Below are 14,885 nucleotides of genomic sequence, written 5' to 3'. Positions count from 1 at the left end.
GTGGCCCTTCAGCCGCCAAGATTGAAGACGCGCGTCATTCCTCGCGGAACGCGCGGCTGACTTGGTCCGAGAGCGGCTTGACGATGTATGACAGCGGCGTTCGATCGCCGGTCCCGATGAGCGCCTCGGCCGGCATTCCCGGCATCAAGGTTAGCCCACGCAGCCGCGCCAATTCCTCCGGCGAGATCGTAATGCGCACGAGATACCAGGACAGGCCGGTGCGTTCGTCGCGAGTGAGATCGGCCGCGACACGGCTGACATGGCCATTGAGTTCCGGCGTCGTGCGCACGTTGAAGGCGGACATGCGCAGCACGGCTTGCTGGCCGAGCAGGATCTGATCGATATCCTGCGGGGAGATTTGCACTTCGAGGGCGAGCCTGTCCCTTTCCGGCACGATCATCATGATGGTATCGGCCGGCGAGATCACGCCGCCGATCGTATGCACGGCAAGCTGATGCACCATGCCGGCCTGCGGCGCAATGATGTCAACGCGCCGTAACTGGTCTTCCGCGGCGACCTTGCGTTCGACAAATTCTCCGGCTTGCGCCTGTATCTCGCGCAACTCGCGACCGACCTCGGCCTTGAGATCCTGGTCGATCTGGAGAATCTGCAGGCGGGCTTCGGCGATCCGTCCTGCTGCCTGTGCCTGCATGGCGATCTTCTCGCCGCGTTCTCCGCCGAACGTCGCCGCTTGCGTTTCCAGCGTGTTGAGGCGCACGGTATTGACGACGCCTTTCTCCAGCAACGGGCGCAGTGCCGCGATTTCTTTCTCCAGCACGCCGATGCCGCGATCGTAAGCCAGTTCCTGCGCCTTCAGTCCCTCGATCTCGTGTTCGCACTGGACGATGCGCTCGCGAAGCTGAGCCTTCCTGCTTTCACGAGACTCGCGGCGAAACTCGAACAGCCGACGTTCGCTGTGCATGGCCGCATCGACTGTTTCGTCACCGGCGCGAGCAAGGAGCGCTGCGGGAAAGGTGATTTCGGACCTGTCGTCGCGCTCGGCATCGAGCCGGGCCAGGCGCGCCATGAGTTCATCGAGACGCTTGCTTACGATGGCGAGTTGGGCGCGGGTCTGGGTTGCATCCAGCCGCACGAGCACGTCGCCTGCCGCAACGCGCTGGCCGTCGCGCACCAGGATCTCACCGACGATGCCGCCGGTCGGATGCTGGATTTTCTTGACATAGGAATCGACGACAAAGGTGCCGTTGGCGACAACGGCGCCCGCGAGATGCGCGCTGGCCGCCCACCCACCGACTCCGCCGACGAGTACGACGCTCGCCAACAAGCCGACCGCGAGATGACGACGGATCGAGTGTGTCAGGAAGGCTGCGGCGTTGTTCGACATTGCGTTCCTTTCTGGCTTGCTCGGCCCCCAAGCGCGATCAATGAGATGCCTCATGGTCAGAACAGGATGCGCAGACGCGCATTGACGGCATTTTCGGTCGCACGCGCGCCATATTGGCCGACATAGGAGAGTCCCACCGTGCCGGTCGGCGATACGCGGAAGTCCAGTCCACCCTCGAGAACCGCCACGTTCTTGTCGATTGGCACCCCCGAAACAGTGAACGCCTCACCGGTCGCAAAGGCGTTGGTCGACGATGGGATGATGTCTCCGAAGGCGTGCCGCCATCCGAGCGTACCGCGCGCCCGCGTCTGGACCGCGCCGACGGTGAAGCCCGAGGATGCGTGCAATCCCAGCGTCGTGAAGGTCGTGCTGGTGGCGTCCCCGCGCACCGACAACGCAGCGGTGGCGCCCGACTCGGTGAACGCCTCGGTCTTTAGCCGGACATAGGCAAGATTGGCGAAAGGCTCGAATGCTGCGAAAGTGGTATCAACGCGGTAGCCGAGCTCACCGAAGGCCTGGACGCTGTCCGCCTTGTAGGCGCCGGTCAATTGGTCGGTAAAGGTCGCATTGGTGATAAGCGCGATCCCGACGCTCCGATCCGTCTTGAAGTCGTGCCACGCATAGGCGACGCCCGAGCGGAAAGCGAACGAGTCCCATGTCGCGCCGGCATAGGCACCGACGTGATAGCTGTCGCTATCGCCGCTTGCATTGCGCGTGCTGAAATTCGACCGGCTGTAACCAGCGAGTGCGCCGACACGCCAGTTATCGGACACGAGGCGATCGATACCGAACAGGAAACCGGCAGCTTCGCGATCGACCTTGCTGGCATTGCCGTCCGATTCCATCCTGCCCCATGCACCGAACGCGGTGCCCCACATGGCGAAGAGCTCTGCCTCCCGCGGCGCGGGCCTGGGCTCAGCCTTGTTGAATGGACCAAAGCCTTTCGTCGCGGGCGTTTCGGAGGCGTAGGACATGACGGCCATCTGCGGGGCTGCGACGCTGTCGAAAGCGCCGCGAATGCGATCGTTGATCGCATCGCGCACGAAATGACTGTCCTGGATCACTGCTGACTTCGCCGATCCATATACTTCTCCGGAGAGCTGATCGAGCGCGGCAGCCGTACCGCCAGCCTGCACAAGATACGTAGCATTAAAGAGCTTGCTCGACGGATCGACCGTGTTCAACGCGCCCGCCGTGGCGAACTGGTTCGGTGTGACGGCCTTGGTCCGAAAATCCACATTCACGGTCGGGGTCGAGTTTGGAATGCTGTCGATGTGCAGCGTGACCGTCGTCGGGTTATAGCCGACAGAGAAGTTGGCGAAGTCGCCGACCACGGTCGGGGTGTCAAAACGGCCGGTCACCGCTGCTGCCTGGAGGATGGTGTAGTTCCAGCCCGCGGCGAAGCTCACGCCCGCGATCGGAGCGATGGATAGCTTGGCACCGCTCTGGATCGTGGCAATGCCGTCTGTGATCACCCTGTCGCTTCGGCCATTAGTGCCAACATCGACAACGTAGGTTGAACCGGGCGTGAGCCTGATGTCGCCCGAGAGGTTCTGCGTCGAAATGGTGCCTTGGCCTCTCGGCGACAGCGAGCCGGTGATCGGCGTTCCCGGTGGGGTGACGCCGGCGACAGTCAACGTCACGTCGGTGCCGGTGTAGCCGACCGTGAAGGTGGCGAAGTCGCCCGTCACCGTCGGAGCGTCGAACCTGCCGGTCAGCCCCGCCGACTGCAGGATGGTATAGTTCCAACCGTTGGCGAAGGTGACGCCGGACATCGGGGAGATCGAGAGCTTGGCGCCGCTCTCGATCGAGGCGTTGCCGGTCGCGACGACCTTGTCGCTCACGCCGTTGGTGCCGACGTTTACCGCGTAGGTCGAGCCGGACTTGAACACCACGTCGCCGGTGTAGTTCTGCGTGGCGACGGCGCCCGTTCCGCCTGGCGACAATATGCCGGTCACGTTGGTCGTCGGCGTGGGAATGCCGGCGATCGTCAACGTCACGTCGGTGCCGGTATAGCCGACCGCGAAGGTGGCGAAGTCGCCCGTCACCGTCGGCACATCGAAGGTGCCGGTCAGCCCCGCTGACTGCAGGATGGTGTAATTCCAACCATTGGCGAAGGTGACGCCGGACATCGGCGAGATCGACAGTTTGGCACCGCTCTCGATTGTCGCGGTGCCGGTCGCGACCACTTTATCGCTGTTGCCGTTGGTGCCGACGTCGACGGCGTAGGTCGAGCCGGACTTGAACACCAGGTTGCCCGTCACGTTTTGTGTGTCGATGACGCCAGTTCCACCCGGCGCCAGCCTGCCGGTGATCTCGGTCGAGGGGGACGGCGCGGTCACGCTGTCGATCGTCAAGGTGACATCGGTGCCGGTGTAGCCGACCGAGAACGTCGCGAAGTCGCCAGTCACCGTCGGCGCGTCGAATGTGCCGGTCAGCGCCGCTGACTGCAGGATGGAGTAGCTCCAGCCATTGGCGAAGGCGATCCCGGCGAGCGGCGAGATCGACAGCTTGGCGCCGTTCTCGATCGTCGCATTGCCGGTCGCGACGACCTTGTCGCTCACGCCGTTGAGACCGATATCGACCGCATAGGTCGAACCTGACCTGAGGACAAGATTGCCGTTCACGGTCAGCGTGCCGATCTCGCCGACGAGTCCTGGCGCCAGTGTGCCGCCAGACCCGATCGTGGTAGCAAGACCAGATCCACTGATGGTGCCGGTGCCGCCCAAGATGCCGGTGCCGGAGACGTTGAAGACGCCGCCGAGCGCGTCCGTCACCACGAGCGTGCCGCCGGTGACATTGGTGGTGCCGTGGAAGGCGGATCCGTCGCCGCCATAGGTCGTCACACCGGACAGGTGCTTGATGGTGGCGGTGCCGGTATCGCTCGTGAGGTCGGCAGCGAAGCCGTAGTTGCTGTTTGTGTGATTGAAAACAAGTGTGCCCGTTCCCTGCTTGAAAGCCACGATGTCGGCGCCGATCGAACCAGCAGCCCTTGCGGCGCTGCCCTCTGCCGCACCAATGTTCAGTGTGCCGCTGGCAAATGACGTCTGACCAATGGCAATGTTAGGAGCGGAAACCGTTGCGCCGTCAGCAACGGTCAGAACACCGGCACCAAGCGAACCAACAGTAAGCTGTCCCGCGGCATTCCAGGCCGAGTTCTGACCTGTCACCACCACGGTTCCGCTACCACCCAGGAAAGCCCCGATCGAGGCGGCCGCGGCAGTGGTGCCCGTGGTTACCAACACAGCGCCATCCTGAATGGTTAGCGCTCCAGGCCCGCTCCATCCGACAAGTGCAGCATTAATGCTGACACTCGTTCCGGATAAAACCGGTCCGGCGCCATTGATGATCGCGTCGTCGGCGGACGTCGGTGGGGCGCCTGTGTTCCAGTTGCCCCCGGTGAACCAGTTGGTCGTGCCTGCGCCGCCCGTCCAGGTCACGTCAGCTGCATGTGTCGGAGACATCGTTGCCAGAGAAGTCGCGACGAGCGCCACCGCAGTGCTGCGGAAGATTGTTGGAGTTCGAGGTGTCACGAGCGCGGAAACACTCGATAGAAGAGCGTGTCTGCTTCGAGTGTGATATACCGTCCCTGCCCCCCGGCATCTTGCTCGACGTTCAATGATGGATGGTGCCATGGCGATGCCCCCTGCCTTTCGCGAATACATTTACTTTTTCTCGGTCTCGGTCGTTGTTTCCGTGTTGACCGACAGTTCGCGATCTTGATCGCCGACGGGATCCGCAATCACACGAAGAGGCGCGAGAGATCTTCCGGTTGCCTGGTAGGCGTGACCACCAGGCCTGCTCCCGGAGCGTTGCTCCATCAAGACTTTGGAAAGGACGTCCTCGCGCGACCCGAAGGCCTTCTGGCGCCCGCCTTCCATCATCAGCACAAGATCGACGGCGTTTATGGCGCTGGGCCGGTGAGCGATGACGACGGCGACTCCCTTGCGTTCGCGCACGGCAGCGATTGCTTTGACGACCGCCACCTCTCCTTCAGCGTCAACATTTGCATTGGGCTCATCGAGAACGACCAGGAAGGGATCGCCGTAAAGCGCCCGGGCGAGCCCGATACGCTGCCGCTGGCCCGCGGAAAGCGCCAAACCTGCATCGCCGATATTGGTCTCGTAAGCGTGCTCAAAGCGCAGGATCAGTTCATGCGCGCCGGCTGTCTTGGCGGCCTTGACGACAGCTTCAGAAGTCGCCTCCGGATCGAAGCGCGCTATGTTCTCGGCAATGCTCCCGTCAAACAGTTCGACACCTTGCGGCAGATAGCCGATATGCCGGCCGCGCGCCTTCGGCTCCCACTGATCGAGGCTGGCTCCGTCGATGCGGACTTTGCCGCTGGCCGGCGTCCACGCACCGACGAGCACGCGCGCCAGCGTTGACTTGCCGGAACCGGAAGGGCCGATGATGCCGAGCGCGCTTCCGGCCGGTACGGAGAAGGCGACATTCGAGACAGTGGGGAGCTTCCGGCCCGGCGGTGAGATTGTCAGATTTTCAACGCGAACATTGTGTTTCGGCTGCGGCAGCGCTGTAAAGTGCGCCTGCTCCGGGATCCGGACCAGAAGCTCTTTCAAGCGCGCCCAGCTTTGCCGCGCCATCAGGAAGGGCTTCCAATTTGCGATGGCGAGGTCGACCGGCGCGAGGGCGCGGCCCATCATGATCGAAGCGGCGATCATCACGCCGGCGGAAGCCTCCTGATGAATGACCAGCCAGGACCCGACTCCGAGAATCGCCGACTGCAACATGATGCGCAACGACCTGGAAACACCACCCAGGCCACCTGCGATGTCCCCGGCTCGCCGGTTGGCGGCGAGGTAGTTCGAATTTGCCTTCTGCCATCGGGACACGATACGCTCGTCAAGACCCATGGCGGCGACGACTTCGGCATTGCGCCGCCCTGCCTCCGCGAGCGCGTTTCGCATCATCCCGTGCTCGACGGTCTGCCTGGCGGGCTTGCGCGAAAGGGCGTCTGTGAGGATGGTGAGTGAAATGAGAACGAGTGCGCCCGCGAGCGCCGTCAGTCCGATGTAGACGTGGAATAGAAAGCAGATGCCGAGGTAAAGCGGCATCCACGGCAGATCGAAGAAGGCCGTCGGACCCGTGCCGGCCAGGAAGGACCGAACGTTGTCGAGGTCGCGGATCGGCTGCAAGCCATCGCCAGGCATTCTCGCCAGCAGAGGAAGCCGAACAATCGTAGCATGAACTCGGCTCGAAAGCTGATGATCGAATCGTTCGCCCACCCGAAGCAAAATCCGCATGCGCACGATGTCGAGGAAGGATTGGAACGCAAACAGCATGCCGGCGAGCACGGACACGCCGACCAGCGTTGGCACGCTGCGGCTTGCAAGAACGCGATCGTAGATCTGCAGCATGTACAGCGGCGAAGTCAGCGCCAACAGATTGACGACGCCGCTGATGACAGCGATTCCGACCAGCGCGGATCTGAGGGATGCGGCGACCGCCGCAGCCATCGGCTGCGGCGGCACTTGCCGTAACGTATTCGACGTCACAGCGATCCCTCAGATCAGAATATTGTCGCTGTTGATCAGGTTCAGGAACTGGTTGCCCGCCACACCGTCGACCGTGATGTGGTTCGTTCCGTCAGAGATCACGAGATCGCCCGAGCTCATCAGGTTGGTGTTGAGAAACACCAGGGCTTTGTCCATGCTCGAAAGACCCCTGAGGTCGATAACGTCGTTGTTGCCGCTGACGCTGCCGAAGTCAGTGATCGTGTCGTTTCCCCAGCCGCCGGCGTAGAGAAACGTGTCGTTTCCGATGCCACCGGTCAGGCTGTCGTTTCCGATACCGCCGGTGATCGTGTCATTGCCGGCCGCGCCGTTGATGACATCGTTGCCCGCACCACCATTGATGACATCAGCACCGGCCCATGCGGTGATTGTGTCGCCACCGCCCGTGCCGTTGACGGTCGTGCCATAGGTGTCGAAGTAGGTGTTGAAGCCGGTAAAGGTGAACGGCGGGAACGGCACCGACCCATTGTCGAGGGTACCCTGATTGGACAGCAGGTAAATCGCCTCCGTGAGGGCCAGGTCGGATGAGGTGACATTGTTGTCGAAAACGATATCCAGGCCGCCTGTTTGGCCGAAGCCTGCCGAGGACGAACCCGTCAGGCTATTTCCCAGCGTCAACGTATCGACATAACCATTGAAGCCGCCACCGGTGGCGTAGGTGAAATCGCCGGTGAGGATAGCGGACGACGAAGAATTGCCCGTATTGCCGGCCGCCCACTGATCGTACTCCTTGGCCGGGTCGGTCGGGTCAAACGCCGGGCTGAAGTACCCGCTATTGAAGGCTGAATATCCGCTTTCCCAGTCGCTGATATATTGCTGCAAGTTGCTGCTTGCGGTGCTGAGATTGATCGTTGCAGATTGAAGTGCCATCGTCATCTCCTTTGCTTAGCGCTCATTTGTTCGCTTTCGTGCGAACCTCGGTTCCGGTTTTGAACCGGATTTCTCTCGAGGCCGGGACGTCTTGCCGTCCTGTCCTCAGAACTGGAAGCCCAACGCGGCGCGCGCCGTCCTCCCCGGCGCGGGTATCCCCGCCGAGGCGAGCGCGCCGAAGTAGTATTCGTCGGTGATATTTTCGATGGAGACGTTCAGGATCGCGTCGTCGGTAAACTTGTAGCTGGCGAAGACGTCGAAGACCCTATAGCTCGGCCAAGTGATGCCCCCGTTGCCAACCTGACCTACGAAGCGGTTAGTGTATTCCCAGGAATAGCCGAATCTGACCCCCGCGAAATGCATCCGGCCGCCGAGCGTCAGTTTTTGCTCGAACAGACGGACGCCAGCGGTCACGCTGCCGGAATATTCCGGAGGGATGTAGTTGGTGGCATAGTCGTGCGTTAAGGGGTTCGTTCCCCCGCTTCCGGGCGTGTAGCACCGGCCGCCCGCCGGGCAATATTCAATCGTCAGGTACTTCGTGAACGCAGCCTCGGTGAACCACACTCCGGCGTCATAGGAGCCCGATAGTTCGAACCCTTTGTAGTTGGCGTGATCGATATTGACGAAGTGATAGGGTTGGCTGCCGTCTCCATTGACTGAATCGCGAAAGATGTAATCGTCGTAGTGGTTATCGAAATACGATGCCTTGAACCGCAGCTTGTCACCGCTCACGAACACATCGTCACGCAGAAGATTGACGCCGAACTCCTTGTTCTTCGAGATTTCCGGTTTGAGCCCTGGATTGGCGACCAAAAGATTCTGCCAATTCCAGTAGGATTCGCGCAGCGTCGGCGCTCGGAAGCCTTCCTTGTACAGCCCGAAGAACTGGACGCCTTTGACCGGTGTCAGCGTGATGCCGGCGTTGGGACTCAGCCGCGACCCCGATGCCTCGGGATACTGCGCCATGTAGCCTTCGCCGTTCGACGTATACTGATCGTAACGGAGACCAGCCGAGAGGGCGATCCAATCGGTGACGTCCAGCTTTGCACTCGAATAGCCGCTTGCCGTCGTGCGAACGCCCGAAGGGCCGTAACTTGTCCCGAAAACAAAGTCTCCAAAATCGTAGTTGATATCGGCAGATTGTGGTGCCGTCGCATGCTCGCGCGCAACAGCGAGGCCGTAGTCGAGTGTGAATTTGCCAAAGGCTGAGTCGAAGATCGACGTGTTGCCGAGATCGCCGCCGGTTGTGCGCATCTGGTTGTTGCCGTAGACGACGGACTCGGTATTGATGTTGCTGAGCCAGAGGTTGGCGCGAAAGTTGAGGAGATCGTTGTCAGACGGATTCCAGCGATACTTCGCGGTGTAGGTGTCGACGTCAGTCTTCGACAAAGGGCGCTGCACATGAGCCCAGTTCGGGCCAAACAGGAGCTCGTTGATTTCACCGTATTCGCTGTCGTACCGGAGATAGCCGAGCTCCAACGATTGTCCGTCTCCCCACTTCAGCTTGCCCTTCAGCAACGCCGACTCGGTATTTTCGGACGTGTTGAACGCTTCGGTGCCCGGAAAGACGATGGCGTTGGCGTTTGGCTGGCCGGGAAAGCGCAGCCCGTCGGGCACTTTCGTACCGACGAAATAGTTTCCCTGGTTGCGCTTGGAGAAGGCGGCGACGCCCTCGAAGTTCTCAGTATTGGTGGCGACAGCAACGTTGCCCGACCACGTATCACCAGTGAAAAACGAGGGTCGATCAATACGGTCGCCTATTCCGCCCAGTTGGTCCGAAGGCGTTGGCGGACTCGCGGTGTTGTTGCCAAGACCGCCCTTCAGGCGCGCGCCCCAGGTCTTGCCGTCCTTCACAAGGTCGTCCGCCGATAGTGTGCGGAATGCAACGGTGCCGCCGATGCCGCTGCTCGGACCATTGCTCGGCCCTTTGGTGATATCGATGCCGCCGATCATGTCGGGGTCGACATAGGTTTCGTCGCGGTTACCGATGTAGCCGCGATAGGAGCTGGTGGTCTGCTCGGCGCCATCGACTGTGACCTTGACGCGCTCCATGCCCTGCAAACCGCGGATGTTCGGATTGATCGACGTGCCGATGCGGTTGCCGGCGGCGATGACGCCCGGCGTGTTGATAAAGACGTCGCCGGCGGACGCCGGCGGCACGCGGTCTATCTGCTCGCGCGAGATGTGCGAGACCGAACCCGGCGTTTCATAAGGTGTGTCCGATGTGAAGCCGTCGCCGCGCTTTGCGGTAACATCGATGGGGTCAAGAACAATCGAGCCGTCCGACGGCGGCAGTTGGGTGCTTGCGCTGCTGGTCGGATCGAAGATCGTCACGGCATTGCCGCTCGTGACGCGGTAGGACAAGCCGGACCCGGCCAGAAGCTGCGCCAATGCCTGCTGCGGTGTGAACGCACCGTTGATGCCGCTGCTGCGGCGGCCGCGCGTGACGGTGCCGCTATAGATCAGTTGAAGCTGCGAAACATCGGCAAGGCGATTGAGTGCGTCTGCCAGCGGGCCGGCTGGAATCGCATAGCTACGAACGGCACGCGTCAGGTTTTGCGCCGTCTGCGCAGCTCCTGCTGCCGGCAACAGCGTCGCTGCCAGCACTGCAGTTGTTGCCAGCAGCGCAATCTTGAATCGTTTCCTCGCCCTCGTTTCCAAGCCCACGCCCCGCCATTTGTCCGTCGGCGAACTGCGCCGGCTGAGTGCCGGTGCAGTCGCCTTCCGTCCTTGAGACGCGGAAGCTTCGGAAATGAGGAGGTCGGCCGAGCAAAAATTTTTCTATCAGCGGTGCAGTAGTATCAGGAGGTTGGTCAGCCGGGTCGAGTGCAGTCCGAGGGTCCGCTCGATGACGTCCAATGCACGCAGGGGGTTCTTGGTATCGAACACGCCGCTGACCGGGTGGCCGCTGATGGAATCGTCAGTGATTTGAATCCGTCCAGATTGGTAGCGATTCAACTCCGCGATCACGTCGCCGAGCGGGCGGTCGACGAAGATCAGCTTGCCGCGCCGCCAAGCCGTCACCGCATCAGCGTCAACGGACCTGACTGCACCCAGGCCGCGGTCCGAATAGCCAACGGCCTCGCCCGGTGAAAGCTCGATCGCCGATGGCGCGCCGGCCGGATAGGATACGCCGACCCGGCTTTCCAGCACGGTGACGGTGGCAGCCTCGTCCTGCTTTCGGACTGCGAAAACCGTACCACGCGCAACCGCCTCGCCGGAGGCAGCATCCACGACGAACGGGCGCGCGGCATCCTTGGCGACGCTGAAGACGGCTTCGCCACGCAGAAGGTGAATTCGCCGTCGGTCGTGCGAGTAGTCGATGGCGATGGCGCTCGCGGTATTCAGGATGACATTGCTGCCGTCGTCGAGCGCCACCGACCGGGTTTCGCCGGTCGCCGTCATGGCGTCCGCCTGAAACCGCAGGGGGAGATCGAGGACATAACCGGTGGCGACGACCACCATCACGAGCGCCGCGGCAGCACGCAGCCAACGACGGGTCGAAGGCGAACGACGCCCCGGGGCCGGATGCCGACCGGCACGGGTGTCGTTACGTCGCGTCGCCGGACTCAACGGCGGCCTGGCAATTCGGCCAAGATCGTCCCAGGTGCCGGCGATTTCCTCATAGGCGGCCCGGTTGGCCGGGTGCATCAGCCATTCCCGGAATCGCGCTTCCTCCCCGGCATCGAGCGACCCGGCGTCGCGCCGCACATACCAGTCCGCTGCCTCGTCGAGCGCGGTTGGGTGCTCCCCGTCGTTCATGAATTGATTCGTGTTTCCAGCATGAAAGCAGCGCCGTGAGAGTGGCGGTCGCCCCGCCGTCTCACCCTCTATGACGGACAAGTTCTAAACAAGAGGAGGTCGGCTGGAAGAAAAAATCAATCGCCTTCGCGCAGGCGTTTGGTGCAGTGGACAAGCGCCTGCCGGAGGTGCTTTTCAACCATGTTTCGGCTGATTCCCATGCGTTTGGCGATCTCGTCCGGGTCGAGATCGTCGAAGCGACGCAGGACGAAGCAATCGCGGCACCGAGGCGGCAGGTCGGAAACGGCCTTGGCCAAAAGCGCCAACCGTTGTCGCGCCATGAGCTGTCGCTCCATGTCGGCCGTTTCGTCAACGACATCGAAATGACTGGCAGGCTGGACAGCGGCGCGCGCCCGGATCTGCTCGCGGCGCCGCTGGTCGATTATGAGGTTTCCGACGAGCCGGTAGAGATAAGCGCGCGGATTAACGATGGCCTCGCTGCCGGAACTGGCGAAGCGCAGACAGGCTTCTTGCACGACATCTTCGGCCGCTGCGGCATTGCCAAGCTTCCGCGATGCATACGACCGCAATTCGCCGTAATACGCATCGATGAGCGCTGAGATCGAAGCAACCGCTACGCTGGACATCACGAACCCGAAGCACACGACGTCCGCAACAACTGGCACGGACCCTTGTGTGTTTTACAAGGCTGGCGATTAATTACGCAAGATCAACATGTTAGAGAACTTCCAAGTTGCAGGCTGGGAGGTCATAAGTTTTCGAGCGCGAGCCAATAAAATCAGCGGGCTTGGCGCGTTCTAAATTCTTGGACACCGACCTCATCAATCGACATCTCGTCGCGGTCGCCCGTGATCTGCTTCGGGTGGCTGCAGCGCCCAGAGAACGTCATCGCCGGGCACATGAAATGGAGCGGCTATCGCACTGGTCCAAAGCCGACGATCCGCATCGAGCACTGCAGGACCAGCGAGATCGTCGATCATCCACTCGAAGATGGCGATGGTCCAATTCGCGGCCTTCTTGCTGGATGTTCGATCGCAGAGCGTTCCTTTAAGTTGCGCCGTGCCTGGAAGTGAAGTGACACGGTATTCTGCCCGGCGAAGGTGTATGATTGCGGTATTGGTGCTGCGGGAGTAAGGACAGAACTGCCCGTCATCGACGTATTGACGTGGGCCCACAACACTTCACTCGAGAACGTCAGGTTCTTCATTGGGGTCCAGCGCGCGAACCAAATGGGGGGACAACTGCAACCGGGCTTTGGGCCCTTAAGCGCCGCATGAATATTGGGCTAAGGCCAGAGCTACTCGGCAGCTTTATTTGGCATAACGGAAAAATCCTTCGACCTCTGGCCGTCTACGGCTTCCGCAAATCCTTCGGCGGCCAAGCCCCGTTTGAGCAGCTCTCGGATTGCGGCGGCCCTGCTCGGCATCCGCTTTGCGAATCGCCACGTATCGATGATCCGCAGTTCCGCTGGCGTCAGCATAATTTGGAGCCGCTCGGCCCTGTTGAGCTCACCCATGTGACTTTCCCCGTCAGCCGCGTACTCCTTCAACCCATGAAGCCTAAAATAAGTTCCTAGCTCATTCTACTCACTTAATGCCGAGCGGGGATTAGACAGTCATAGCTACAAAGACTTTCTTTGAGGAAATAACCTATTGAACTTACTACAGTTTTGTTGATTTCCAACGTCCTCAGGCGCACGCTATCGTTTGGAGGACGAGAGAGATGTCAATTCTGATTCAACATGAGTTTGTCGGGCTGGCTGAGGCCGATCACCGGATAGGCAACAACTTAGCTAGCTTGAGCGGGGTTATTCGCCTTCAGCGCAACACTATCTCAAAGGGCGGCAAGACCTTTACGACTCCGCAAGTCTGCATGTTGCTCGATGACATCAGTGCGCGCATTGAGGTCATGGCGAAACTCCACAAATGCTTGGCTCTGACCATAAACAGCAACGGAGTAAGACTCGGCGATTTCTTGCGAGAAATTTCCGAAACGATCAGCACGCTTGGCTCGGAAGGAAGAATGGACCTAACGGTCGAAAACGCTTGCGACGGCGACATCGACCCGCGTCATGCGCTCCATGTCGGACTTATCACCGCAGAGCTCCTGACAAATGCCAGCAAGTATGCGCATCCGTCGGGTCTAGTGGTTAAGGTCAATGTACGCTGCGAAACGAGAAACGATGGCTCATTGATCGTAGAAGTGACGGACGACGGGGTCGGTTTCCCGGAGAATTTCGATCCGTCCACCGATGGAGGACTTGGATTTAAGCTAATGCGATCTTTAGCAAATGGGCTCAATGCAGAACTTCAATTTGAACACGACAGCCTTGGTGTTCGTGCGCGGCTGGTAAAGCCGAAGCAAATGCAATGCCAGCCCAAAAACTGATCGAGCGACTGCAAGCTTCGATCGGTTTGTCCGAGGACGACCGAAGCAAGCTAGTGAACATGCCGGAGACGGTGAAGACGTTCGCTGATGGCGAGTATGTCTTGCGCGAAGGCGAAAGAGCATTCCACTGCGCACTCGTGATGAACGGATTTCTTGTTGGTCAAAAGATCGTGGGGACTCGAAACCAGATACTGTCAGTTTACGTGCCGGGCGATATGCCGGACTTACACACTTTGCATCTATTGCGCATGGACCATGACCTATGTAGTGCCGGCCCATCTACGATTGCCTTTGTACAGCACGATTTTCTCAGCCACCTACTGATGAATTCTCCGACGCTGACGCATGCTTTCTGGCGTGAGACATTGGTCGATGCCGCAGTCCGCCGCGAATGGGTCGCCAACTTGGGATCGCGCGACGCGTTATCCAGAGTGGCGCATGTGTTCTGCGAGCTTGCGACCCGACTCGAAGTCGTAGGGCTTTTGCAGGACGATCAGTTTCGTCTTCCGTTCACTCAGCAGAATCTCGCTGATATTTGCGGCCTTTCGACTGTGCACATCAACCGCACCATACAGGAGCTTAGGCGTGGCGGCTTGATCGAATGGAAAGGCCGCGTCGTGACCCTGTGCCGGCGCAAGGAGCTTGAGCTCGTGGCCGAGTTCCTGCCGGACTACCTTCACCTGTCGGAGGCCAAACAACCTGAGAGTCGCATGCGACATGCGCATTCTAAGACTGGGCCAAAGCGGGCAATGCTCTGACCGAGCAGAACGTTCTGCATATCGCGGATAGCGAGGATCGGAAGTATAAGCGCGCCCTTTTCCGCATGCATAAAGGAAGCCCCGTAAATGAACGGGGCTTCCTCGGTTCTCATTGCTTGTCGGTGGCTCCAGGCTTCGAGCCGCCGCTCTGGGAAGAGCCAGTGCCACTCAATGACGTAGGCCCGCCGGAAGTACCGTTTGCTCCGCCGGGCCCGGTGGACGAGCCTGCGG

Annotated in this window: 10 protein-coding genes; 2 read left to right on the top strand and 8 right to left on the bottom strand. The window is 60.7% G+C overall.

Annotated features, from left to right (window positions below; genetic code table 11):
• Positions 1 to 34 precede the first annotated feature (34 nt).
• From YY7_RS0103155 to YY7_RS0103115, 8 genes are all read right to left on the bottom strand, one after another.
• Positions 35 to 1,345, bottom strand: a complete 1,311-nt coding sequence (locus tag YY7_RS0103155) for an HlyD family type I secretion periplasmic adaptor subunit (protein WP_028161953.1) — start codon at positions 1,343 to 1,345, stop codon at positions 35 to 37.
• Positions 1,346 to 1,401: 56 nt separating this feature from the next.
• Positions 1,402 to 4,590, bottom strand: a complete 3,189-nt coding sequence (locus YY7_RS0103150) for an autotransporter domain-containing protein (protein WP_196237213.1) — start codon at positions 4,588 to 4,590, stop codon at positions 1,402 to 1,404.
• A 420-nt stretch (positions 4,591 to 5,010) separates the two neighbouring features.
• A complete protein-coding gene (locus YY7_RS0103145; RefSeq protein ID WP_080663571.1) occupies positions 5,011 to 6,819 on the bottom strand; it encodes a type I secretion system permease/ATPase in 1,809 nt (602 codons plus the stop codon).
• Between the two features lie 48 nt (positions 6,820 to 6,867).
• A complete protein-coding gene (locus YY7_RS64330; RefSeq protein WP_283806985.1) occupies positions 6,868 to 7,746 on the bottom strand; it encodes a calcium-binding protein in 879 nt (292 codons plus the stop codon).
• Positions 7,747 to 7,851: 105 nt separating this feature from the next.
• Positions 7,852 to 10,353, bottom strand: coding sequence for a TonB-dependent receptor (locus tag YY7_RS0103135; RefSeq protein ID WP_028161950.1), 2,502 nt, complete (start codon positions 10,351 to 10,353; stop codon positions 7,852 to 7,854).
• Between the two features lie 177 nt (positions 10,354 to 10,530).
• Entirely contained in the window at positions 10,531 to 11,508 is a 978-nt protein-coding gene (locus YY7_RS0103130; protein ID WP_028161949.1) for a FecR family protein, read from the bottom strand.
• 116 nt (positions 11,509 to 11,624) lie between these two features.
• Positions 11,625 to 12,173, bottom strand: coding sequence for a sigma-70 family RNA polymerase sigma factor (locus YY7_RS57750; protein WP_155255013.1), 549 nt, complete (start codon positions 12,171 to 12,173; stop codon positions 11,625 to 11,627).
• Between the two features lie 632 nt (positions 12,174 to 12,805).
• Positions 12,806 to 13,024 (bottom strand): hypothetical protein, encoded by a 219-nt coding sequence (locus tag YY7_RS0103115; RefSeq protein WP_028161946.1) that lies wholly within the window; start codon positions 13,022 to 13,024, stop codon positions 12,806 to 12,808.
• A 206-nt stretch (positions 13,025 to 13,230) separates the two neighbouring features.
• Here YY7_RS0103115 and YY7_RS50540 point away from each other — a divergent pair, with 206 nt between their 5' ends.
• Both YY7_RS50540 and YY7_RS50535 read left to right on the top strand, forming a co-directional pair.
• Positions 13,231 to 13,896: a sensor histidine kinase gene (locus tag YY7_RS50540; protein ID WP_051396475.1), complete on the top strand. Its 666-nt coding sequence runs from the start codon at positions 13,231 to 13,233 to the stop codon at positions 13,894 to 13,896.
• Positions 13,878 to 14,654 carry a Crp/Fnr family transcriptional regulator gene (locus YY7_RS50535; RefSeq protein WP_063623345.1) on the top strand — a complete coding sequence of 259 codons (777 nt, stop codon included), beginning with the start codon at positions 13,878 to 13,880 and terminating at the stop codon, positions 14,652 to 14,654. Before YY7_RS50540 ends, YY7_RS50535 begins: the two co-directional genes overlap by 19 nt.
• Positions 14,655 to 14,885: the final 231 nt, after the last annotated feature.

It is taken from the genome of Bradyrhizobium elkanii WSM2783, from assembly GCF_000472865.1.
In the GTDB taxonomy this organism is placed as follows: Bacteria; Pseudomonadota; Alphaproteobacteria; order Rhizobiales; family Xanthobacteraceae; genus Bradyrhizobium; species Bradyrhizobium elkanii_A.
The sequence above is the reverse complement of the archived record's forward strand: the minus strand, read 5'-3'. Positions and strand labels throughout refer to the sequence as shown.